Here is a 22,561-nt window from a genome sequence, read left to right on the forward strand (position 1 = left end):
GTCATCACCGGCGCGCGGGACTCGCACCCGCTGCTCGCCGGCCGCGGCCCCGTCGGTGGCCGCGCTGCCGCGTACGTGTGCCGCGGCACCGTCTGCGCCCTGCCGGTCACCGACCGGGATGCGCTGGCGGCGGAGCTGCGGGGCTGATGTGCTACCGTCGAGGCGTGATCGGGACGTATTGGCGCTTTATCGAGGCTCCGGGAGGGGCCGTCGATCGAGCAGCCCTGCGCGCGTAGACGACACACCATCCCGGAGCCAGGCAGCGAGCGATCGCTGCCTTTTCTCGTTCTCGAGGGCACCGTGGATCACCCGAGTGCCCGCCACCTAGGAAGGCACCATGACCATCGAGCTGGACACCCCCGCCAGTACCTCCAATCGGCGGGTCACGGCATTCCACGCAATCCCCTCGCCCGCGCAGTTGCAGGCCGAACTTCCACTCCCGGACCGGCTGGCCGCCCGTGTCGCCGCCGATCGCGATGCGATCGCCGACGTCCTCGCGGGTCGCGACGACCGCCTGCTCGTCGTGGTGGGCCCGTGCTCCGTCCACGACCCGGAGGCGGCTCTCGACTACGCGCGCCGCCTGAAGCCGATCGCCGACCAGCTCGCAGACAAGCTGCTGGTCGTGATGCGCGTGTACTTCGAGAAGCCGCGCACCACCGTGGGCTGGAAGGGGCTGATCAACGACCCCGGCATGGACGAGACCTACGACGTCCCGCGCGGGCTGCGCACCGCCCGGCGGCTGCTGCTCGACGTGCTGGAGATCGGGCTGCCCGTCGGCTGCGAGTTCCTCGAACCCACCAGCCCGCAGTACATCGCCGACACCGTCGCCTGGGGCGCGATCGGCGCCCGCACCACCGAGTCGCAGGTGCACCGCCAGCTCGCGTCGGGGCTGTCCATGCCGATCGGGTTCAAGAACGCCACCGACGGCAACGTCCAGGTCGCGATCGACGGGGTGCGTGCGGCCGACGCCCGGCACGTCTTCTTCGGTACCGACGACCACGGTGGCGCCGCGGTCGTCGAGACCGTGGGCAACGACAACTGCCACATCATCCTGCGCGGCGGCCGCGGCGGGCCGAACTGGGACGCCGGGTCGGTTCGCGAGGCCGTCACCGCGCTGGGCCGCGCCGGGCTGACGCCGCGGCTGATGATCGATGCGAGCCACGCCAACTCGGGCAAGAACCACGAGCAGCAGGCCGAGGTGGCCCGCGAGATCGCCGCGATGATCGCCTCGCGCGACACGGACGAGGCGGTGCGGCAGGGGATCTCGGGCATCATGCTGGAGTCGTTCCTCGAGGCCGGCGCCCAGGAGCCCGGTCCCGGCCCGCTCGTGTACGGGCAGTCGGTGACCGACAAGTGCATGGACTTCGCCACCACCGCGGCCGTACTGCACACCCTCGCCGTGGCTGTCCGCGAGGGCTGAGGGCGCACCGGTGCGGTGATCGTGCCGGATGATAACGGCTGCACCTGGGTGCTCGAACTCCCGTGTCCCGATTGCGGTTTCGACCCGGCAGCCATCCGCCGGGCCGATATCGCGGACCGGATCGAGGCATCCGCCGTCGGCTGGGCGGCACGGCTCGACACGGCCGATGCGCGAGTGCGCCCGGACTCTGCGACGTGGTCCGTACCCGAATACGGATGTCACGTGCGAGACGTGCACGACATCATGCGCACCCGACTGGAACTGATGCCGGCACAGGACGATCCGCCGTTCCCGAACCGGGGCCAGGACGCCACCGCGGTCGATTCCCGCTACGATCGGCAATCGCTCGAGGCGGTGTCTATCGAACTCGACTGTGCCGCAGATCTTCTCGTGGCCTCGTACCGGGGTGTTCCGGGCGCTGCCTGGCGGCGGCCCGGGCGGCGCAGCGACGGGTCGCGGTTCACCGTGCACACCCTCGGGGTGTACGCGCTGCACGACCTCGAGCATCATCGGGTGGACGTCGGATCGGCCCGCGCACTATGAATTCATTGTTCGCGGTAATCAACTCGAGGTGATTCGAGGGCTGTCCCGACTAGCGTCGGTCCGACACCATGTCGGACGACCCTAGAGGAGACAACCGTGAGTGAGATCGCCGTCATCACCGGCGCCAGCAGTGGGATCGGCGAGGCCACGGCCCGCCACCTGGTGCGCGCCGGATACGACGTCGTGCTCGGCGCCCGCCGGACGGATCGGCTCGAGGCGCTCAAGGCGGCGCTCGAGGCGGAGTACCCCGAGCGCATCGTGGCGGCGCTGCCGCTCGATGTCACCGACGTGGCGTCGGTGGACGCGTTCGTCGCCGCGATCGACCGCGCCGACATCCTGGTCAACAACGCCGGCGGCGCGATCGGCAGCGAGTCGATCGCCGAGTCCGACGAGGCCGATTGGCAGCGGATGTACGACACCAACGTGCTCGGCGTCCTGCGCGTCACGCAGCGGCTGCTGCCGCGCCTGCGCGAGTCACCGTCGGCCACCGTGGTGACGATCGGCTCGGTCGCCGCCACGGTGCCGTACGTGGGCGGCGCCGGCTACAACGCCGCGAAGCACGCCGTCCGCGCCGTCACGCGCGTGCTGCGCCTGGAGTTGCACGGCGAACCGATCCGCGTCGCCGAGATCGATCCGGGCATGGTCGAGACGGAGTTCTCGGTGGTGCGGTACCGCGGCGACGAGGACGCCGCGGCGAAGGTCTACGAGGGAGTCGACTCGTTGTCCGCAGACGACATCGCGGACGCCGTGACGTGGGTGGTCACCCGGCCGCCGCACGTCAACATCGATTCGATTCTGATCATGCCGCGTGACCAGGTGGGTCCGGGCCAGGTGAAGAGAAGGGCGACCTGATGGCAGGAGAACCCCCGCTGTTGCGGGTCAAGAATGCGGTGATCGAGCCGCTACCGCTGGTGGTGCGCGCGTGGCTGGTGCGGCTCACCGCGCTGGTCGCCTTCGTCGCCGTGTGGTGGCTGATCAGCGGTCTGCGCTGGGTGGACCCGCGGTTCCTGCCGACACCGTCGGCGGTGTGGCAGGCCGCGGTGCAGGCGAGCACGTGGCACCAGATCGCGCCCGGCGTTCCGCGCGAGGTGCTCGGCGAGCAGAACTACTTCCTGTGGGAGCACCTGGTGGCGAGCCTGCAGCGCATCTTCGCGGGCGTGGGCGCGGCGATCATCCTGGGGCCGATCGTCGGCTTCCTGATGGGCACCTCGAAGGTGATCAACACCGTCGTCGAGCCGTACATGAACTTCCTTCGTTCGCTGCCGCCGCTCGGCTACATCGGCCTGCTGATCGTGTGGTTCGGCATCGGTGACACCTCGAAGATCTGGCTGCTGTTCCTGGCGGCGTTCCCCGCGATCGCGATCTCCACGGTCAACGGGGTGCAGGCGGTCAAACAGGACCAGATCAACGCCGCCCGCGCCCTCGGTGCGAGCCGGCTGCAGACGGTGACCAAGGTGGTCTTCCCGGCGACACTGCCGGAGGTCATCAACGGTATCCGGATCGCCGTCGGCTTCGCGTGGACCACCGTGGTCGCCGCTGAGCTGAACAACGGCATCCCGGGTATCGGTGGCCTGGCGTACCTCGCCGGTCAACAGCTCGACACCGCGCTCACCATCGCCTGCATCGTGGTCATCGGTATCACGGCGCTGGTGCTGGACGGGGTCATCAAGTGGATCGGCGTGCTGGCCGTGCCGTGGAAGGGGAAGGCATGATCACGAAGACCGCATGGGGAAGGCTCACGCGCGGCGTCGCCGTCGTCGGCGTGGCGACCGCGCTGGCGGGCGGCCTGTCCGGCTGCATCGTCAAGTCCGGCCGGCCGGAGCAGTCGCGAGCCATCGGACCTGCGGTTCCGTGCCCCGTGGCGCCCGACCCGAGTGTGACCGGCACCGTCCGGATCGGCTGGCAGCAGATCCCCGACGGGGACGTCATCGTCAAGGATGCGGGTCTGCTCGAGACCTGCCTGCCCAACGCGAAGCTGGTGTGGAGCCAGTTCACGTCGGGTGGCGATGTGATCCAGGCGTTCGGTGCGAACTCCCTGGACATCGGCCTGCTGGGCAGCGCCCCGGCCGCCAAGGCGCTGTCGGCGCCGCTCAACATCGACATGAAGATCGTGTGGATCCAGGACCTGATCGGCCCGGCCGAGTCGTTGGTCGCCCGCGATCCGTCGATCAAGACGGTGGCCGACCTCAAGGGCAAGAAGATCGGCGTGCCCTTCGCGTCGACCTCGCACTACAGCTTGCTCACGGCGCTGGACAAGGCCGGGATCGGCGGCGACGCCGACGTGATCAATCTGACGCCGGACGCGATCCGCGGCGCCTGGGTGGGCGGCCAGATCGATGCCGCCTACATCTGGCAGCCGACGCTCGGCCAGCTGCTGTCCTCCGGTGCGCACGTGCTGACGGACAGCTCCCAGGTCGCGGCGGAGGGATCCCCGACCTACGACCTCGAGGGCGCGCGGTCCGACTTCGTCAAGAACAACCCGAAGTTCCTGCGGATCTGGACCGCGGCGCAGGACTGGGCGGTCAAGCTGCTGACCACCGACCCGCACGAGGCATCCGTCCGGATCGCGGGGCAGCTCGGCGTGCCGGTGGCCCAGATCGAGCAGCAGATCAAGGGCTACCGGTACTTCGACGCCGCGACTCAGGCCGAGCCGGACCACCTCGGTGGGCAGCTCGGGGCGGATCTGCGCAACACCGCGCAGTTCCTGCTGCAGCAGGGGCAGGTCAACGGGGTCGGTTCACCGCAGACGTACGCATCCGCGGTCTATGCCGACGCGGCCAAGGAGGTGGGCAAGTAATGAGCGAGGCCGAACGCGTCGTCCTGACCGGGGCGAGCAAGACCTATGAGACCGCGTCGGGGCCGACGATCGCGCTTCAGGCGACCGATCTGACGATCGAGCCCGGGGAGTTCGTGAGCATCGTGGGCCCTTCCGGCTGCGGCAAGACGACGCTCCTGCAACTGCTCGCCGGCTTCCTCGAGCCGACCGATGGCACCGTCGTCGTCGGCGGTACGCAGGTCCGCGGACCCGCGGCCGACCGCGGCGTGGTGTTTCAGGCACCCACGCTGTATCCGTGGCTGACCGTGCGGGGCAACGTCGAGTTCGGGCCGAAGGTGCGCGGGGTCGCCAAGGCGGAGCGCCGCAGCCGCACCGTGGAGATGCTCGATCTGGTGGGCTTGGGCGACTTCGGCGACAAGCGCCCGTACGAGTTGTCCGGCGGTATGCAGCAGCGGGCGCAGATCGCGCGGGTGCTGGTCAACGACCCGGCGATCATCCTGATGGACGAGCCCTACGGCGCCCTGGACGCGCTGACCCGCGAGCGGCTACAGGTCGACCTGCTCAAGATCTGGCGGCGGGCGGGGAAGACGATCGTGTTCATCACCCACTCGGTCGAGGAGGCGACCTTCCTGTCCACCCGGGTGCTCGTGATGAGCGCCCGGCCGGGTCGGGTCATCGTGGACCGACGGATCGAGCTCCCGGGCGACACCCCCGACGGTGTGCGTGATCCCTCGGTCCTGGCCACGCCCGAGTTCAATACCCTGAAGGTCGAGCTCGCGAAGGCGATCTACGACGCACACAGCTGAACCTGACCGGCCCACCGGGGCGGGTGCTTTGCACGAGCGTGCCCGGGAGTTCCAGATCGGAACTCCCGGGCACTTCGCTGTTACGGTGGACCTCTTGCCCACCGTTGCTCGGATACGTATATTCGTCTACGAGTATTCGGAAGAGGGGATTCCATGGCCACTACGAAGCGCAAGGTGGACAACCTGCTGGCGCTCGCGGTGCTGTCGACACTGTGGGTCCGGCCTATGCACCGCTACGAGATGGCGTCGATCCTCAAGGAGCGTGGGAAGGATCAGCAGCTCGACATCAAGTGGGGTTCCTTCTACACCGTGGTGCAGAACATGGAGAAGCACGGCTTCGTGGCAGCAGTCGGTACCGACCGGCGCGGCGCCCGCCCTGAGCGCACGATCTACGCCATCACCGACGCCGGACGTACGGAGCTGCTCGATTGGACCCGGGAGCTGCTGGCCACGTTCACGCCCGAACACCCCCGCTTCGAGGCGGGGCTCTCGGTCTGGATGCTCCTCGGTCCGCAGGAGGTGACGTTGCTGCTACAGACCAGGCTCGGCCAGCTGGAACAGGCCGTCGCGGCGCAGCGCGAGTCCATGGCGGCTCATCCCGAGGTACCGCGGCTGTTCCTGATCGAGACGGAGTACGCGGCCGCGATGCTCGATGCCGAGGCGGACTGGATCCGTGGCCTGATCGCAGAACTGACCGGTGGCACGTTCCCGGGGCTCGACATGTGGCGGACCTGGCACGAGACCGGTGAACTGCCGGTAGAGATCGCCGAGCTCGCGGAGAAAGGGGCGCTGCCGGAACCGACCGATTGACTGACAAGCCTGCCCCGGCGCGGTGCGGCAACACCGCGACCGGGGCTACCCGAACCCAGACCCGTAGCGACGAGCCCGGCCACGAGGTGGCAACCAACGATAACCGGGCGTCCTCACGGGTGGAACAGACACGCACCACTACACCCGAGGAGACATCGTGTCCATCACCACTGCACTGGTCGTCGGGGGCGGTATCGCCGGCCCCACCACCGCCATCGCGCTCAGGAGGGCGGGGATCGCCGTCACCGTCTGCGAGGCGTACCCCGGCCCGTCCGACGGAATCGGCAGCACCCTGGCCATCGCCCCGAACGGCATGGCCGCGCTGGACGTCATCGGCGCCGGCGACGCCGTCCGCGCGATCGCGATCCCGATCATCAGGACGGCCGTGTCCATCGGGCACGCCGTGATCGACCTGCCCGGACTCTCGGATCTGGAACCCCAGCAGATGGTCGACCGCGGCGATCTCTACCGCGTGCTGCGCGAGCGTGCGGTCGACGCGGGCGTCGTGTTCGAGTACGGCCGACGGCTCGTGTCTGCCGGCGAGGAACCCGACGGGATCACCGCCGTCTTCGCCGACGGCACCACTGCCACGGCCGACGTCCTGATCGGCGCAGACGGGGTGCACTCGACAGTGCGCACGCTGATCGACCCGAACGCGCCGGGCGCCGGCTACACGGGCCTGCTCGGCTTCGGCGCGGCGGTGGACGTCCGCCTCGACGCCGAACCCGGGCTCATGCACTTCGCCTTCGGTTCTCGCGCGTACTACCTGTATTGGGTCCTCCCGGACGGGCGCACAGCGTGGGGGGTGAACCTGCCGGCCAGGGCGCCGATGTCGCTCACCGAGGCGCGAGCCGTGCCGGCCGAGCAGTGGTTGCGGACGCTGCGCGAGACGTACGCCGGCGATGAGCCCGGGGAGGTGCTCGCCCAGGCCACGACCGCCGATTCATTGATCCCGCTGGGCGCGATCCACATCATGCCGCCCGTGCCGCACTGGTATCGCGGACGGATGGTGCTGGTCGGCGACGCGGTGCACGCACCGTCGAACAGCACCGGACAGGGGGCGTCGTTGGCGGTCGAGAGCGCGCTCGAGCTCGCGCGCTGTCTCCGTGACCTGCCCGACCCGGAGTCGGCGTTCGCGGCGTACGAGGGGCTGCGTCGTGAGCGGGTGGAGACGATAACCCGGCGCGGTGCCCGGCTGAACCACAGGAAGACGCCGGGGCCGCTGCTTCGCCGGGTGATGCGGACAGTGATGCCGCTGATGTTCCGCCGCATGGATCTGGAGAAGCAGCTCGGGTCGGAGCTGCGCTATCGCATCGACTGGGACGCGCCGGTCAGGGTCTCGACAGCGGCACGGGAGTGATCGACCGATAGCGACCTGCGACGACGGAGGTCGCGATTCCACATGGGCTCGCGCGTGTGGGCCGGGATGACCGGTGATCGTGTCCGAAAAGCGTCGCCCCGCGACGCTTTTCGGACATGGATCGGGGTGTGGGCCGATCACCGCCCGGAGAGCGCGCGTGCGAGCACGGGCCGCCTCGTGCAGTGGACCCGGTGGTCACACGGACAGGGCTGCCACGACCTGGTCGATCACGTCCTCGGGCGCGCTGTCGAGCTGGTGCCAGGTGAACCGCAACGGCCGCCACCCCGCGATGGTGAGGCGGTTCTGCTTCTGCGCGTCCGCTGCGGCCCGGTCCGGGGTGCGGTGGAAAGCCCAACCATCGATCTCGACCGCGAGCAACTGCACGGGGAACGCGAAGTCGAGCCGGTGGATCCCGAACGGCATCTGCTGGACCCAGCCGCCGATCCGATGCAGGCGGAGGAGCCGCGCGAAATGCCGCTCTGCCTCGGACTCCGCGTCGCCCGCTGCGACGGCTACCAATCGTCGAGCCTCCGCGAGCCCCGGACGGCCGGCATTCCGCGCGAGCGCCTTCTCCAACGTGGTCAGGGTCACCGCGCCCGTCTGCAGGGCGCGGTCCATAAGGGGTCCGCCCGCAGCCGTAGCCGCCTCGAGGATGGAGAACGGTGCCCGTGTCACCGCAACGCCGCGGAGCAGGTCGACGTCCTCGGCCGGCAAGCGCCGCCGAGTCACCTCGAAGCGGATCGCCCCGCGCGTCCTCGGCTTCCGGCCAGGTGGGACGGTCACCGTCACCACGTCGGGAAGGTCGTCCGCCAAGCCGTGCCACCAGGCCGCGCTCAGTGAGTCGGCTGCGCCGCCCGCGATCTTGGTGGCCGCCCGCAGCCGCGCTGCTTCGGTGAGGGGGTGTGTCGTCGCGAGGTACATCCCCGACCCGAGCTGATGCCACAGTTTCGCGCGTACCCGTCGGTCCACTGCCGACGTGCTCAACCCCAGCGCCAAAGCCTCGCGACGGGTGATGATGCCGTCGTGGTCGGCAAGGTGCCGAGCCACCGTTCGCTCCTGCGTGAATGTCCCCATAACCATTGGACGCGCCGGCACCCTCGCCGGTTCCGATTCGATCGATCAGGGCCGGTCGGGAGGTGGGGCTGCGCCTGCCGGACGGTCCCCGACGTGATCCACACCAGGTTCACATGGAGCGGCGGTAAGGTTGCCGTCGTGGTGAACGCCCCGAAGATTCCCGACCTCCCCGGCGTCCCCACTTCTCGTCTATCCGAACCCGTGTATCACCTGTACGAGCGGCGGCTGCGCAGCGAGATCGCGCGTGCGCGGCTGGCCGGCGCGCATACGCCACGGCATGTCGCGGTGCTGTGCGACGGTAACCGGCGTTGGGCCCGCGCTGCGGGTTTCGACGACGTGAGCCACGGCTACCGCATGGGCGCCAAGAAGATCGCCGAGATGCTGGGCTGGTGCGACGAGGCCGGGATAGAGCTCGCGACCATCTATCTGTTGTCGACCGAGAACCTGCGTCGCGACCCAGACGAGTTGGCGGCGCTGCTCGAGATCATCACGGACGTCGTGGAGGAACTCTCGGGGCCGGACAAGAACTGGTCGGTGAAGATCGTCGGCGCGATGGAGCTGTTGCCGCCCGATGCCGCCCGTCGGCTGACCCACGCCGCGGAGAACACGGTGGGCCGCACCGGTACCCACGTCAACGTGGCCGTGGGGTACGGCGGCCGCAAGGAGATCGTCGACGCCGTGCGGTCCCTGCTCGCGGACCGGCTGGCGGCCGGCGCCTCAGCCGATGAGTTGGTCGATGCGATCACCGTGGAGGGCATCGATCAGCACCTGTACACCCGTGGGCAGCCGGACCCGGACCTGGTGATCCGCACGTCGGGGGAGCAGCGGCTGTCGGGATTCCTGCTGTGGCAGAGCGCGTACAGCGAGATCTGGTTCACGGAGGCGTATTGGCCCGAGTTCCGTCGGGTCGACTTCCTGCGGGCGTTACGGGACTACGGCAACCGGCACCGCCGGTTCGGCGCGTAGTGAGGTACGAACGGAGTGTCGCGGCCGGCGTGGTTCGGTGGGTGTCGGTTCGGCGCGTAGTGAGGTACGAACGGAGTGTCGCGGCCGGTGTGGTTCGGTGGGTGTCGGTTCGGCGCGTGGTGCCCGCTGATCCGTCAGCTGCCGGCTGAGGTGGTCGGCGGCGCCGACGAGACGCGGCTCGCTGCAGTCGAGGAGGCTGCTGCGGGGAGGACCGGCGAGGGTGCCGTAGGCGTCGTCGACGAAGATCCAGGCGCGCCGACTACCGCGGAGGTGGACGTCAGCACGCAACCGGCAGGCGGGAAGTCGGTCTTGGGGAACTCGGTCGCGAGCGCCACGGCGAACCGTCGGGCACGCTCGGCGTCGCCGGTGGCGGTGTAGTGGATACCGTCCAGGAACCAACTCTGGTCGACCTCGCCCGCCCAGTCGTAGATCCGCAGGTTCGGATACCGCTTGCAGGCACGGAGCAGGGCGCGGTTGAAGTTCTGCATCACGGGCTCGGCGTAGGCGGGGTTGCTGTTGAGCTGGTTGGTGATCACCGTCGGCCACAGCACGGGCTGGTTTCCGATGGGCTGGAGGAGCCGATCGATCCGCATGTCCACGGGGCCTTCGCCGCCGACCTCGACGTTCGCGGCGTCGTTCAGCCCCATCGCGATCACCCAGCAGCCGCGCACGCCGCGCGCCATGATCGCCTTGATCGCCTTGGTGGCGTTGGGTTGCCCGTCGACCTCCTCCAGGCTCGACCGGCCGCCGGAGATGTCGGTGATCACGTTGCTGGCGCCGTACTGCTCGTACCTGCCCACGAGCCGGGTAGCAGGGTCGGGCAGCGTATCCGCGCTGTTCATCCCGATCGACGTCGAGTCGCCGATGTGCACCACCGTGCTGCACCGGGTGCGCCGCGCGGCAGGCTGCAGGGTGGGACCGACGGGTGTCGCCTGCGGTGTGCCGGGGTCGGTGATGTCGTTCGTCGGCTGCGCCGCTGGTGCGTCGGCGAGGGCGCGCACGACGGCTGCGGTCGGCGACACCGCGGACGCGCCGACCATCACCACGACCGCGACCGCGATCACGGATGCGGTCGTCACCGCGGCTCGCAGGCGCGGGCGTCGGGGGCGTACGCGCCGGTCCGACGGTGCCTGGTGCCCCGGCAGTTCGGCTCCGGATTGGTCGCCGTCGCCGGCGGGCTCCTCCGCGTCGCTGCCGACCACTCCTGCGACCGGATCGTCCGCGGGACTCGCATCCTCCTCGGAGGCGTCCTCGACGGCATCTTCGAGGGACTCGGCGGGGGCCGCCGGTCCTGCCTCGTCCTCCTCAGACTCAGGTGGCGCTGACTCGGGCTGCTCCGATCGATGCGGGTCGGCCGGCTGTTCGGCGGTGGTGTCCGGGGGCACCGCCAGGGTTCGGCAGATGGGGACCGGCCGGTACGAGGGAGTGGGGGACACCCCTGGCAGGTCCTCGGTCGGTGCCGCAGGCTCGGCCGGCACCGACCGGAACCGGACGGTGTCGCTCTCGCTGGGCGGAACCGGCGCAGTCGGGAGCGCGCGCAGGTCCGGGGCCACGTCTGGGTCATTTTCCCTGTCGGGCTCGGCGCCGTCCGACTTCGGGCAGTCCGTTGCGTCGAGGCCGGGCGCCGCCGGCGGCTGCTCTGTGGCGTCGAAGTGCTCCGAGACCGCGGTGGGCACCGTCGACCCGGCCGGCACCGTCGTACCCAGCGCGGTCGCGAGGCGATGCTGTTGCAGCCGGGTCAGCGCCGCAGCGGCTCCCTCGAGCCGTGCGATGAGGTAGGCAGTGGTTCGGTAGAGCACGGTGTCCTCCGCTGGGCGTAGGGCGGTGAGCGCGGCACGGAAACCGTACCGCCGGACGGGATCCTCGACGAAGGTCCAGGAGAGTGTCGCGAGCAGTAGCGTCGCGGCGATCACGACCAGGGCGCTGAACAGGTGTGAGCCGGTCCGCACGGCGACGGGTAGGAAGGCGATCACCGGCATATGCCACAGATAGATGCCATACGAGCGCTCCCCGATCCATCGCAGTGGCGGCAGCGACAGCAGCGAGGCGACGAGGGTCTGCGGGGTGACCGCGGCGATCAGCACCCCCAGGGTGGCGATCGTGCACAGCAGGATCCCGCTGCGGTACAGGGACATCGCACCGTCGAAGGTGTCGACCACCAGGTGGATCATCAGGGCCACCCCGGCGAGGCCGAGCACATCGATCCACGTGCGTGCGCGCTCGCCCACGGTGTGCTTGCGCGCGGGCCACCAGAACGCGAGGGCCGCACCCAGCAGCAGGCCGCCCGCGCGGGTGTCGGTGCCCTCGTACGCGCGGGTGGTGTCGAAGCCGGGATGCGCCAGGGCGCGTAGGAGGTAGAAGCTGGCCGCCGACATGGCGAGGACGGCCAGCGTGACCGCCCAGCGGCGGCGCGACAGGCGGTACAGACCGGCGAGCAGCAGCGGCCACACGAGGTAGAACTGCTCCTCGATCGACAGCGACCAGAGGTGGCTGAGCGGAGCGGGGCCGCTGAATCGATCGAAATACGACACGGTGCCGCTGATCGTGTACCAGTTGTTGACGTAGAGCAGCGCGCTCAGGGACTGCCGGGCGTCGCGCCCCAGCTGCGTGGGGGTGGCGATGGCGGCGGTCGCGAGCGTCGCGGCCAGCACCAGCACGAGGGCCGGCAGTAGGCGACGGGCCCGGCGCAGCCAGAAGGTGCCGAGCTCGAGGCCGCCGGTGCGCTCGCGCGAGCGGATCAGCAGCGACGTGATCAAGAAGCCGCTCAGGGTGAAGAAGACCCCGACCCCGAGCAGTCCGCCTCCGAATCCGGGTGCTCCCAGGTGGTATCCGATGACGAAGATCACGGCGATGGCGCGGAGTCCGTCCAGCCCCGGCAGGTACGAGGCCTCGTTGTGCGTTGGGCGCGGCATACCCCGGATCGACCCCCTGTTCGCGTGCGGTGTGGCACGTCCCGCCCGGGCCGATGCCGGGGCATCGAGATGGTGCCGGAGGCCTACTGTATTCGGGCCGTCCGACACGTTCCATTCGTCGAGTGGGCTACCGGCCGATTTGAGACGAATCCACGCGCGCGGAACCGCTGGAAAACCGAATACACTGTGGGCGTCCGGGTCCCGTGGTCGATCGCGTCACAGTTTGCGCAGGCGGACCCGGTTGATGGAGTGGTCGGCGTCCTTGCGCAGCACGAGCGTGGCGCGGGGCCGGGTGGGCAGGATGTTCTGTACGAGGTTCGGCCGGTTGATGCCCGCCCAGATGCCGCGCGCGCGGTCGGTGGCCTGCCGGTCGCTGAGTCCGGCGTAGTGGTGGAAGTGCGACCGCGGGTCGGCGAAGGCGGTGGTCCGCATCGACAGGAAGCGGTCGACGTACCACCGCTCGATATCCTCGATCCGCGCGTCGACGTACAGCGAGAAGTCGAACAGGTCGGAGATCATCAGCCGCGGACCGGTCTGCAGTACGTTGAGGCCCTCGATGATCAGGATGTCGGGCCGCTGCACGTGGATGGCCTGCCCCGGCACCCGGTCGTACAGCTGGTGCGAGTACACGGGCGCGGTCACGTCCTCGGCGCCGGACTTCACCGCGGTGACGAAGCGGAGTAGTGCCCGCCGGTCGTAGGACTCCGGAAAACCCTTGCGGTGCATGATCCCCCGGCGTTCGAGTTCGGCGCTGGGATAGAGGAAGCCGTCGGTGGTCACCAGGTCGACCCGCGGATGCGACTCCCACCGCGCGAGTAGGGCCTGCAGGACGCGGGCCGTCGTCGACTTCCCGACCGCGACCGACCCGGCCACACCGATCACGAACGGCACCTGCGCATCGTGCCGCTGTTCGCCGAGGAATGTCGCGGTCGCGGCGTACAGTCGCTGCCGGGCGGCGACCTGGAGGTGGATGAGCCGCGACAGCGGCAGGTACACCTCGGCGACCTCGGCCAGGTCGATCTGCTCGCCCAGGCCGCGCAGGTCCCGCAGTTCGTCCTCGGTCAGCGACAGGGGCGTGGCCTGCCGGAGCTCCCGCCATTGCGCGCGGTCGAGCTCTATGTAAGGACTCGGTTCGCTCACGAGGTGCGCGGATGGGTCGCCGACGACATGCACCTCAGTCTGGCGAATGGCACCTGGCGGCGCACCTCCGGGGTCCGTGCCGCGGCGCCTTCGGGAGCGCCGGGGTGGCACATGGGACGCCGGGTCCCGCACGCGCGCGGGCCGCTGCGGCTAACCTGCCGCCATGAGGGAAATGCCGCTCGCGGACCGGTACCTGCGCCTCGGCCTGGCCTTCGACCGCATCGAGCCGGGCTTCGTGGACGCCTACTTCGGTGACCCGGGCCACCGTCGGGTCGTCGCCGAGGGGCCCGCACCGACACCGTCGGGCCTGGCCGCCGACGCCCGCGCGCTGCTGGCGGATCTGCGCTCGGACACGTCCCTACCGGCCGATCGCCGCGAGTTCCTGCTGGGCCATGTGGCGGCCCTGGAGTGCTCGGCCCGGAAGTTCGACGGTGCCGACATCGGTTTCGTGGACGAGGTGCGGGCGTACTTCGACGTGGACATCGCCCCCGCCGACACCGCGGGGTACGAGGCCGCACACGCTGCGCTCGACGAGGCCGTTCCCGGTGCGGGCCCCCTACGGGAGCGGATCCTGGCGGCCAAGGCGCGAGCGGAGGTGCCGCCCGCGCGGGTCGCCGAGGTGGTGGACGCGCTCGCCGGCGCGCTGCGCGACGTGGTGCGCGGGCGTTACCCGCTGCCGGAGAGTGAGACCGTCGAGTTCGAGATCGTCGGCGACAAGCCGTGGTCGGGGTTCAACTACTACCGCGGCGGATACCGCTCGACGGTGGCCGTGAACGGCGATCTGACGCAGTACCTCTCGGTGTTGCCGCATCTGATCGCGCACGAGGCGTACCCGGGGCATCACACCGAGCACTGCCGCAAGGAGGAGCGGCTGGTGCACGGCGCCCAGCAGCCCGAGCAGACGATCTTCCTGGTGAACACGCCGCAGTGCCTGATGGCGGAGGGCCTGGCCGACCATGCGCTGGGCGCCGCGATCGGCGCCGGGTGGGGGCGGTGGGCGCAGGAGATCTACGCCGACCTCGGCCTCGGGTTCGACGGTGACCTGCACGAGCGGATCGCGCGCGCGAGCGCCGGACTGCTGCACGTTCGGCAGGACGCCGCGCTGATGCTGCACGACCGGCACGCCGACCCCGAGGACGTGGTGGCCTACCTGCAGCGGTGGGCGCTGATGTCGGAGCAGTCGGCGCGGCAGTCGCTGCGGTTCCTCTCGTCGTCGCTGTGGCGGGCCTACATATCCACCTACGTGGAGGGATACGCCCTGCTCGCGCGGTGGCTGGAGGTGGCGCGACCGGGGCCCGAACGCCTGCGCCGGTTCGGCAGGCTGCTCGACGAGCCCCTGACACCGTCGGGCCTGCGGCGAGAGCTCGCCGCCTGACCGGGGACCTGTCGGCAGGCCCTAATAGACTGAGCGGCATGACGGAACCCAGCGTGAACAACGCGACCCTGGCGGAGCTCGATCCCGAGGTGGCCGCCGCCATGCACGGCGAGTTGTCGCGTCAGCGGGACACGCTGGAGATGATCGCGTCGGAGAACTTCGTGCCGCGGGCGGTCCTGCAGGCGCAGGGGAGCGTGCTGACCAACAAGTACGCGGAGGGCTACCCGGGACGCCGCTACTACGGCGGCTGCGAGTACGTCGACGTTGTCGAGGATCTCGCGCGTGACCGCGCGAAGGAGCTGTTCGGAGCCGAGTTCGCGAACGTGCAGCCGCACTCCGGCGCGCAGGCCAATGCGGCGGTGCTGATGGCGCTGATGCAGCCGGGCGAGAAGCTCATGGGCCTGGACCTCGCACACGGTGGCCATCTCACGCACGGCATGCGGCTCAACTTCTCCGGAAAGTTGTACGAGAACGTCTTCTACGGGGTGTCGAAGGAGGATCACCGCGTCGACATGGACGAGGTGCGCAAGATCGCCCTCGACACCCGGCCCGAGGTGATCGTCGCCGGCTGGTCCGCGTACCCCCGCCACCTCGACTTCGCGGCGTTCCGGTCCATCGCGGACGAGGTGGGAGCCAAGCTCTGGGTCGACATGGCCCACTTCGCGGGCCTCGTGGCGGCGGGCCTGCACCCGTCGCCGGTGCCGTACGCCGACGTCGTGTCGTCGACCGTGCACAAGACCCTCGGCGGACCGCGGTCCGGCCTGATCCTGGCCAAGCAGGAGTGGGCGAAGAAGCTCAACTCGGCGGTGTTCCCGGGCCAGCAGGGCGGGCCGCTGATGCACGTGATCGCGGCGAAGGCGGTCGCACTCAAGGTGGCGGCGACCGACGAGTTCAAAGAGCGACAGCAGCGCACCATCGACGGTGCCCGGCTGCTCGCCGAGCGGCTCACCGCGACCGACGTCGCCGACGCCGGAGTCACCGTCCTGACCGGCGGCACCGACGTGCACCTGGTACTCGTGGACCTGCGGAACAGCGCGCTCGACGGTCAGCAGGGCGAGGACCTGCTGCACGAGATCGGCATCACCGTCAACCGGAACGCGGTGCCGTTCGACCCGCGCCCGCCGATGGTCACGTCGGGCCTGCGGATCGGCACGGCCGCGCTGGCGACCCGCGGCTTCGGTGCGAAGGAGTTCACCGAGGTGGCGGACATCATCGGTACGGCGCTCGCCGCGGGAAGCTCCGCCGACGTACCCGCGCTGCGGGCGCGGGTGTCGGCGCTGGCGCTCGAGCTGCCGCTGTACGACGGGCTCGAGGACTGGGGTCTGCTGTCGCGCTAGCGCTCGTAGCAGGACAACGGCCGCGCGCACAGGTTGTCGTAACTTGAACGGCGAGGCCGTACTCGCCTATGGTGCTCCTCGTGAGTGTTACCCCCATCGAGGACGAGTTGATCATCGCCGTCGACAAGGCGCTTCCCGAGATTCGGGACGAGTACCTTGCCGCCGGTGATGCCTGGAAGCCCCACGACCTGGTGCCGTGGGACGACGGGCGCAACTATGCCTTCCTCGGCGGTGAGGATTTCACCGAGGCGGACATCACCGTCGACCCTGTCGTCGGCCACGGCCTGGTCCTGGGGCTGCTGACCAAGGACCACCTGCCGTCGCTGCACCGCCTGATGGCGCAGCACCACCCGATCGAGTCGGACTGGGGCCGCATGGTCGGCCACTGGACCGCCGAGGAGAACCGGCACGCCATCGCGCTGCGTGACCACGTGGTGGTCAGCCGCACGTTCGACGTCGAGAAGCTGGAGCTGTGGCGGCTCGAGGCGGTGACCCGGGGCTACAAGCAGTACGAGGCCTCGATCATCGACTACGGCATCGTCGACCAGATCGCGATGCTGGTGTTCCACGAGGCGCTCTCGGCGGACTATTTCAGCAGGCTCGCCGACTACGCGGACAAGGCCGCCGGCACGCCGACCGGCCTCGTCGAGACGTTGCGGAAGATCGCGTTCGACGACGACCTGCAGAAGCGCACCTGGCTCGAGTTCTTCCCGGTTCTGCTGGACGTGAACGAGGAGAACGCGAAGGCGATCATCCTCGAGCAGGCCCGCAAGGTCACCCCGATCGGCGCCGAGACCGCCGCGGGCCTCGAGGAGTCCGAGCGCATCGTCCACGCTGCCGGCATCGGTACGCCCGAGGGCGACCGCGCCGTGATCGAGGGGATCCTCGCGAAGTGGGACCTGACGCTGTGATCGGCTCCTGACAGTCGACTCACAGACACGCGCCGCAGGCCCTCTCCCGCCCGGGAGGGGGCCTGCGGCGCGTCCGGGCAGGTCCGCGGGGTGGCGCCCCGCACGGGTCGGCGCCGTCACGCCGGCGTCACGCGATGTTCACGCATCAGTCGCGTGGCGCACGGGCGGTCGGGGGCGTTCGGGGTTACGTTGGCGGTGACGGGCCACGGGGAAGCGGCTCGTTCCGGGAGGTACCGATCGTGACTGAACCGTCAGTCCGCACGAGAGGACCGGCCCCGGTCCTCGTCGAGGTCCCCGCGGCGCGTTGAGCGCGGCGAGAGCCCACCGACAAGGTACCGACCGGCCGGAGCAGACCCGCATGCACGGGGGCCGTGCATGCTAGGAGCGCCACGTGACTACTCGGACCTATGTCCTCGACACCTCCGTCCTGCTGTCGGACCCCTGGGCGTTCACGCGCTTCGCGGAGCATCACGTCGTGCTTCCGCTGGTCGTCATCGGAGAGTTGGAGGGCAAGCGCCACCACCACGAGCTGGGGTGGTTCGCACGTGAGGCGCTTCGGATGCTGGACGACCTGCGCGTCGAGTACGGCCGGCTCGATCAGCCCGTGCCGCTCGCCAGCGGTGGCACGGTGCAGGTGGAGCTCAACCACACCGACCCCGCCGTATTGCCCGCGGGGTTCCGCACCGAGACCAACGACGCCCGCATCCTCGCGTGCGCGCTCAACCTGCGTGCCGAGGGCAAGCAGGTCACGCTGGTGTCCAAGGACATCCCGCTGCGGGTGAAGGCGGGCGCGGTCGGCCTGGCTGCGGACGAGTACCACGCGCAGGACGTCGTGACCTCCGGCTGGACCGGCATGGAGGAGCTCGAGGTGACCCGCGCCGACATCGACCGGCTGTTCGCCGACGGCGCGATCGACCATGAGGCCGCGCGGGAACTGCCCTGCCACACCGGCGTGCGGCTGCTGGGCGGCACGTCGAGTGCACTCGGTCGGGTGGCACCGGACAAGCGGCTGCAGTTGGTTCGCGGTGATCGAGAGGCATTCGGCCTGCACGGACGCAGCGCCGAGCAGCGCGTGGCGCTGGACCTGCTGCTCGACGAGTCGGTGGGCATCGTGTCGCTCGGTGGCAAGGCCGGCACCGGCAAGTCGGCGCTGGCGCTGTGCGCCGGGCTCGAGGCGGTGCTGGAGCGGCGTACGCAGCGCAAGGTGGTGGTGTTCCGGCCGCTGTACGCCGTGGGCGGGCAGGACCTCGGCTACCTTCCCGGCAGCGAGAACGAGAAGATGGGGCCGTGGGCGCAGGCCGTGTTCGACACCCTCGACGGCCTAGCGTCCACCGAGGTGATCGAGGAGGTCCTCTCGCGCGGGATGCTCGAGGTGCTACCGCTGACCCACATCCGCGGGCGGTCGCTGCACGACTCGTTCGTGATCGTCGACGAGGCGCAGTCGCTGGAGCGGAACGTACTGCTGACGGTGCTGTCGCGGCTCGGTGCGGGCTCGCGGGTGGTACTCACCCACGATGTCGCGCAGCGCGACAACCTGCGCGTGGGGCGGCACGACGGTGTCGCGGCCGTGATCGAGAAGCTCAAGGGGCACCCGCTGTTCGCCCATGTCACACTGACCCGGTCCGAGCGGTCGCCGATCGCCGCCCTGGTCACCGAGATGCTCGAGGAGTTCGCGCCCGGCGCGTAGGCAGGTGGTCAGGATCTCGGTCGGAGCGGGTGGGCAGCGCTGCCTGAGCGATGCCCACCCGTACCCGTGCAGGTCCTGACCGTCACCTCAAGACCGTGACCGCGAAGTCGGCGCCGGCGCGGAACCCGTGCAGATCCCAGGTGGCGAATCGATGCTCGATCGTCAGTCCCGACTGCTCGACGGCGGCGTCGAACGCCGCGAGCGGCAGCTCTCGGTTCGTCGCGAAGCCGACGACAGCGACACCGCCGGGCGCCAGGTGGGAGCGGAAGCGGCGCAGCACCTCGACTTCGGTCCCGGGCGCGAGGAACACCATCACGTTGCCCGCGCACACGATCGCGTCGAACGTCTCGCCCAGATCGAGCGCGGCGAGGTCGGACTCGAGAAAGCGCGGGCCCGGGTGATCCTGCTCGGCCGCCGCGATCAGCATCGGGTCGACGTCCACGCCGGTCACCCGGTGGCCGCGCGTGTGCAGGTACCCGGCGACGCGGCCGGGCCCGCAGCCGGCGTCGAGGATTCGCGCACCCCGCGGCACCATCGCGTCGATCAACCGTGCCTCGCCGTCCAGGTCGACTCCGTCCGCGGCCATCCGGCGGAAACGGTCGATGTACCACTCGCTGTGGCCAGGCTCGGTGTCGGTGATCCACCGTGGCGGTGGCGTCGTGGTCATCCCATGAAGCTAGCTCGGCACGCAACTGCTCGGGGGACCAGTAGGCGATCGACCCCATCGCGGTTCCGACCCGGGTCACGTCGCCGGTGTCGTCGTCGGTGGCACGAGCGATCCCAAGGTCGGTGAGCACCGCGCGGAACTGGCCGTCGGAGTCGCCGGTGAGCATGATGTTGGCCGGCTTGACGTCCCGGTGCAACACGGAGCGAGCATGGGCGTAGTCGTGACCGGCGGCGACGCCGGGCACGGTCCGGCTGACCAGCGCTGTCGGCAGGCCGCCACCCGCCCGTAGGAGACGCTGCGCCGCGTCGTCGCCCAGAACGTACTGCATCGCGATCCACAGCCGGTCACCGTCCTCGCCCCGGTCGAGGACGGTGACGATGTCGGGGTGGCTGAGCCGCGCCGCGAGGTCGGCCTCGCGGAGGAAGCGGCCACGGTAGTCGGGGTCGCTCACGAGGTGCGCCGCTAGCATCTTGACCGCGTCCTCGCGTGGCAGCCGCGGGTGGCGCGCGAGGTACACCTCGTCCATCCCGCCGACGCCCAGCGTGCGGATCACCGTGTATCCGGCGAATACCTCGCCGGGTGCCAGCGGCATCTCAGGAACTCGTTCCCATGTGCTCAGTATCCCGGTCGAGCTGCTCGGCGCGCGTGGAACGGTGGGCGGGGCGCCAGTACGGTGGTCGCATGGGATTGCGGAATGCACAGCAGGTGACCACGGCACCGGTGGCGGCGGTGGGCCTGATCGGCGGGTACCTGGTGGCACGCGAGACCGGCATCCGGCCGCTCGGCGGCGTCGTGTTGGGTGCCGCGGGCGTGTTCGCAGGTCGTACCTGGCTCGCGAAGGGCGGGCCGGCGACGACGGCCGCGTTGTCGGCGCTGTACCTCGGCGGGTTCGGCGCCTCGCATCCCCTGGCCAAGAAGATCGGCGCGTGGCCTGCCGTCCTGACGGTGGCCGCCGCCTCCGCCGCCGCGTCGTACGCGCTGGTCGACGGCAGGTAGCGAGCGAATCGGGCGCTTTGCCGGGCTCTCGTCGGGATACCTACAGGTGGGTTCATTTCCCGGGGATATGCTCGGGGACCGTGAGTACAGCCAACTCAGCCCCCGAATTCCACTATTCCGATCTGCTGCCCATCGGGCCGGACGAGACCCCGTACCGACTGATCACGAAGGAGGGGGTATCCACCTTCGAGGTGGACGGCCGCACCTTCCTGAAGGTGGATCCGGAGGTGATCCGGCAGCTCACGGCCGAGGCGATGCACGACATCAGCCACTACCTGCGCCCGGCGCACCTGGCCCAGTTGCGCAAGATCATCGACGATCCCGAGGCGTCGGGTAACGACCGGTTCGTGGCGCTCGACCTGCTCAAGAACGTCAACATCTCCGCGGGCGGCGTGCTGCCGATGTGCCAGGACACCGGCACCGCGATCGTGATGGGCAAGAAATCCGAGGGTGTGCTCACGGGCGTCGAGGACGGCGAGTGGGTCTCTCGCGGCGTGTACGACGCGTACACCAAGCTCAACCTGAGGTACTCGCAGAACGCGCCGCTGACGATGTACGACGAGCGCAATACCGGGACCAATCTGCCTGCGCAGGTGGAGATCTACGCGACCGAGCAGGGGGCGAAGGGGCCGGAGTACAAGTTCCTGTTCATGGCCAAGGGCGGTGGCTCGGCCAACAAGTCCTTCCTGTTCCAGGAGACCAAGGCGATCCTCAACCCGGATCGCATCCTGAAATTCCTCGACGAGAAGATCCGCTCGCTCGGCACCGCCGCCTGCCCGCCGTACCACCTCGCGATCGTCATCGGCGGCACCTCTGCCGAATTCGCCTTGAAGACGGCCAAATACGCGTCGGCACACTACCTGGACAACCTGCCCACCGAGGGCTCGATGTCGGCGCACGGCTTCCGCGACCCCGAGCTCGAGGAGCAGGTCTTCGAGTTGACCCAGTCCTTCGGGATCGGCGCGCAGTTCGGCGGCAAGTACTTCTGCCACGACGTGCGCGTGGTACGCCTGCCGCGGCACGGCGCGTCGCTGCCGGTCGCCATCGCGGTGTCGTGTTCGGCCGACCGCCAGGCGCTCGGCAAGATCACCGCCGACGGTGTCTTCCTCGAGCAGCTCGAGACCGACCCGGCCAAGTACATGCCCGCCGTCGGTGTGGCGGAGGACATCTCGGGTGGCGAGGTCGTGCAGATCGACCTCAATCGGCCGATGTCGGAGATCCTCGCGGAGCTGTCGAAGTACCCCGTCAAGACCCGACTCTCGTTGACCGGCCCGCTCGTGGTGGCCCGCGACATCGCGCACGCCAAGATCAAGGAGCGCCTCGACGCGGGGGAGGAGATGCCGCAGTACCTGCGCGACCACCCCGTGTACTACGCGGGCCCCGCCAAGACGCCCGAGGGCATGGCGTCCGGGTCGTTCGGCCCCACCACCGCCGGCCGGATGGACAGCTACGTCGAACAGTTCCAGGCGGCCGGTGGCTCGATGGTGATGCTGGCCAAGGGGAATCGGTCGAAGCAGGTGACCCGGGCCTGCGACGCGCACGGCGGCTTCTACCTCGGTTCCATCGGCGGCCCCGCGGCGCGCCTCGCCCAGGACTGCATCAAGAGCCAGGAGGTCATCGAGTACCCCGAACTCGGGATGGAGGCGGTGTGGAAGATCGAGGTCGAGGACTTCCCGGCATTCATCGTCGTGGACGACAAGGGCAACGACTTCTTCACCGACCCGGGAGGTGAGGTGTCGATCCCGCTGAGCGGCATCCGGATCCGGTCGAAGGAGCGCTGA

Annotated in this window: 18 protein-coding genes and 2 pseudogenes; 15 read left to right on the forward strand and 5 right to left on the reverse strand. The window is 69.7% G+C overall.

Translation table 11 applies throughout. From position 1 onward, the window contains the following. The first annotated feature begins 337 nt into the window (after nucleotides 1-337). The 8 genes and pseudogenes from ABD908_RS17925 (at nucleotide 338) to ABD908_RS17960 (ending at nucleotide 7,715) form a co-directional block, all read left to right on the forward strand. On the forward strand, nucleotides 338-1,420 hold the full coding sequence (locus tag ABD908_RS17925) for a 3-deoxy-7-phosphoheptulonate synthase (RefSeq protein WP_344998435.1): 1,083 nt from the start codon (nucleotides 338-340) through the stop codon (nucleotides 1,418-1,420). A gap of 48 nt (nucleotides 1,421-1,468) precedes the next feature. Next, a complete protein-coding gene (locus ABD908_RS17930) occupies nucleotides 1,469-1,963 on the forward strand; it encodes a DinB family protein (protein WP_344998487.1) in 495 nt (164 codons plus the stop codon). 75 nt (nucleotides 1,964-2,038) lie between these two features. Continuing rightward, nucleotides 2,039-2,815: pseudogene (locus tag ABD908_RS17935) on the forward strand (SDR family NAD(P)-dependent oxidoreductase); the annotation flags it as partial. Further along, nucleotides 2,815-3,675: an ABC transporter permease gene (locus ABD908_RS17940; RefSeq protein WP_344998439.1), complete on the forward strand. Its 861-nt coding sequence runs from the start codon at nucleotides 2,815-2,817 to the stop codon at nucleotides 3,673-3,675. The pseudogene ABD908_RS17935 and the gene ABD908_RS17940, both read left to right, overlap by 1 nt. Next, nucleotides 3,672-4,760: a taurine ABC transporter substrate-binding protein gene (locus ABD908_RS17945; RefSeq protein WP_344998441.1), complete on the forward strand. Its 1,089-nt coding sequence runs from the start codon at nucleotides 3,672-3,674 to the stop codon at nucleotides 4,758-4,760. Before ABD908_RS17940 ends, ABD908_RS17945 begins: the two co-directional genes overlap by 4 nt. Beyond that, the gene (locus ABD908_RS17950; RefSeq protein ID WP_344998443.1) at nucleotides 4,760-5,545 is read left to right on the forward strand and encodes an ABC transporter ATP-binding protein; all 786 of its coding nucleotides are present in this window, start codon (nucleotides 4,760-4,762) and stop codon (nucleotides 5,543-5,545) included. Before ABD908_RS17945 ends, ABD908_RS17950 begins: the two co-directional genes overlap by 1 nt. Nucleotides 5,546-5,698: 153 nt before the next feature. Then, the gene (locus tag ABD908_RS17955; protein WP_344998445.1) at nucleotides 5,699-6,355 is read left to right on the forward strand and encodes a PadR family transcriptional regulator; all 657 of its coding nucleotides are present in this window, start codon (nucleotides 5,699-5,701) and stop codon (nucleotides 6,353-6,355) included. 157 nt (nucleotides 6,356-6,512) lie between these two features. Further along, nucleotides 6,513-7,715, forward strand: a complete 1,203-nt coding sequence (locus ABD908_RS17960; protein ID WP_344998447.1) for an FAD-dependent oxidoreductase — start codon at nucleotides 6,513-6,515, stop codon at nucleotides 7,713-7,715. A gap of 195 nt (nucleotides 7,716-7,910) precedes the next feature. Here the strand turns inward: ABD908_RS17960 and ABD908_RS17965 are convergent, their stop codons facing one another. Then, complete coding sequence (locus tag ABD908_RS17965; RefSeq protein ID WP_344998449.1) at nucleotides 7,911-8,762, reverse strand: DUF559 domain-containing protein; 852 nt, start codon at nucleotides 8,760-8,762, stop codon at nucleotides 7,911-7,913. Between the two features lie 183 nt (nucleotides 8,763-8,945). Here ABD908_RS17965 and ABD908_RS17970 point away from each other — a divergent pair, with 183 nt between their 5' ends. Then, nucleotides 8,946-9,755, forward strand: a complete 810-nt coding sequence (locus tag ABD908_RS17970) for an isoprenyl transferase (protein ID WP_344998489.1) — start codon at nucleotides 8,946-8,948, stop codon at nucleotides 9,753-9,755. Nucleotides 9,756-9,889: 134 nt separating this feature from the next. On the opposite strand, the gene ABD908_RS17975 is transcribed toward ABD908_RS17970, so the two are convergent. Beyond that, the gene (locus ABD908_RS17975; protein ID WP_344998451.1) at nucleotides 9,890-12,667 is read right to left on the reverse strand and encodes an acyltransferase family protein; all 2,778 of its coding nucleotides are present in this window, start codon (nucleotides 12,665-12,667) and stop codon (nucleotides 9,890-9,892) included. A gap of 216 nt (nucleotides 12,668-12,883) precedes the next feature. Next, nucleotides 12,884-13,807 (reverse strand): type I pantothenate kinase, encoded by a 924-nt coding sequence (coaA, locus tag ABD908_RS17980; RefSeq protein ID WP_344998453.1) that lies wholly within the window; start codon nucleotides 13,805-13,807, stop codon nucleotides 12,884-12,886. Between the two features lie 163 nt (nucleotides 13,808-13,970). Between coaA and ABD908_RS17985 the strand changes: the two genes are divergently transcribed. From ABD908_RS17985 to phoH2, 4 genes are all read left to right on the forward strand, one after another. Further along, complete coding sequence (locus ABD908_RS17985) at nucleotides 13,971-15,182, forward strand: DUF885 domain-containing protein (RefSeq protein ID WP_344998455.1); 1,212 nt, start codon at nucleotides 13,971-13,973, stop codon at nucleotides 15,180-15,182. Nucleotides 15,183-15,220: 38 nt separating this feature from the next. After that, nucleotides 15,221-16,519: a serine hydroxymethyltransferase gene (glyA, locus tag ABD908_RS17990; protein WP_344998457.1), complete on the forward strand. Its 1,299-nt coding sequence runs from the start codon at nucleotides 15,221-15,223 to the stop codon at nucleotides 16,517-16,519. 80 nt (nucleotides 16,520-16,599) lie between these two features. Then, nucleotides 16,600-17,430 (forward strand): acyl-ACP desaturase, encoded by an 831-nt coding sequence (locus ABD908_RS17995; protein ID WP_344998459.1) that lies wholly within the window; start codon nucleotides 16,600-16,602, stop codon nucleotides 17,428-17,430. Nucleotides 17,431-17,821: 391 nt separating this feature from the next. Continuing rightward, on the forward strand, nucleotides 17,822-19,117 hold the full coding sequence (phoH2, locus tag ABD908_RS18000; RefSeq protein ID WP_344998461.1) for an RNA 5'-3' helicase PhoH2: 1,296 nt from the start codon (nucleotides 17,822-17,824) through the stop codon (nucleotides 19,115-19,117). A gap of 82 nt (nucleotides 19,118-19,199) precedes the next feature. Here the strand turns inward: phoH2 and ABD908_RS18005 are convergent, their stop codons facing one another. Together ABD908_RS18005 and ABD908_RS27670 are read right to left on the reverse strand one after the other, a co-directional pair. Beyond that, nucleotides 19,200-19,784, reverse strand: a complete 585-nt coding sequence (locus ABD908_RS18005) for a class I SAM-dependent methyltransferase (protein ID WP_344998463.1) — start codon at nucleotides 19,782-19,784, stop codon at nucleotides 19,200-19,202. A gap of 25 nt (nucleotides 19,785-19,809) precedes the next feature. After that, nucleotides 19,810-20,376 (reverse strand): annotated as a pseudogene (locus ABD908_RS27670) (serine/threonine-protein kinase); the annotation flags it as partial. 89 nt (nucleotides 20,377-20,465) lie between these two features. Here ABD908_RS27670 and ABD908_RS18010 point away from each other — a divergent pair. After that, nucleotides 20,466-20,780: a hypothetical protein gene (locus tag ABD908_RS18010; RefSeq protein WP_344998465.1), complete on the forward strand. Its 315-nt coding sequence runs from the start codon at nucleotides 20,466-20,468 to the stop codon at nucleotides 20,778-20,780. Nucleotides 20,781-20,860: 80 nt separating this feature from the next. Next, a complete protein-coding gene (locus ABD908_RS18015; RefSeq protein ID WP_344998467.1) occupies nucleotides 20,861-22,561 on the forward strand; it encodes a fumarate hydratase in 1,701 nt (566 codons plus the stop codon).

The sequence above is a fragment of the Tsukamurella soli genome (assembly GCF_039541155.1).
In the GTDB taxonomy this organism is placed as follows: domain Bacteria; phylum Actinomycetota; class Actinomycetes; order Mycobacteriales; family Mycobacteriaceae; genus Tsukamurella; species Tsukamurella soli.

What these genes read in the sequence shown, in the direction of transcription:
- ABD908_RS17975 (WP_344998451.1), bottom strand. Translation starts at nt 12,667, where the DNA reads ATGCCGCGCCCAACGCACAACGAGGCCTCGTACCTGCCGGGGCTGGAC.
- ABD908_RS18010 (WP_344998465.1), top strand. Translation starts at nt 20,466, where the DNA reads ATGGGATTGCGGAATGCACAGCAGGTGACCACGGCACCGGTGGCGGCG.
- ABD908_RS17950 (WP_344998443.1), top strand. Translation starts at nt 4,760, where the DNA reads ATGAGCGAGGCCGAACGCGTCGTCCTGACCGGGGCGAGCAAGACCTAT.
- glyA (WP_344998457.1), top strand. Translation starts at nt 15,221, where the DNA reads ATGACGGAACCCAGCGTGAACAACGCGACCCTGGCGGAGCTCGATCCC.
- ABD908_RS17940 (WP_344998439.1), top strand. Translation starts at nt 2,815, where the DNA reads ATGGCAGGAGAACCCCCGCTGTTGCGGGTCAAGAATGCGGTGATCGAG.
- ABD908_RS17985 (WP_344998455.1), top strand. Translation starts at nt 13,971, where the DNA reads ATGAGGGAAATGCCGCTCGCGGACCGGTACCTGCGCCTCGGCCTGGCC.
- ABD908_RS17925 (WP_344998435.1), top strand. Translation starts at nt 338, where the DNA reads ATGACCATCGAGCTGGACACCCCCGCCAGTACCTCCAATCGGCGGGTC.
- ABD908_RS17945 (WP_344998441.1), top strand. Translation starts at nt 3,672, where the DNA reads ATGATCACGAAGACCGCATGGGGAAGGCTCACGCGCGGCGTCGCCGTC.
- ABD908_RS17955 (WP_344998445.1), top strand. Translation starts at nt 5,699, where the DNA reads ATGGCCACTACGAAGCGCAAGGTGGACAACCTGCTGGCGCTCGCGGTG.
- ABD908_RS18005 (WP_344998463.1), bottom strand. Translation starts at nt 19,784, where the DNA reads ATGACCACGACGCCACCGCCACGGTGGATCACCGACACCGAGCCTGGC.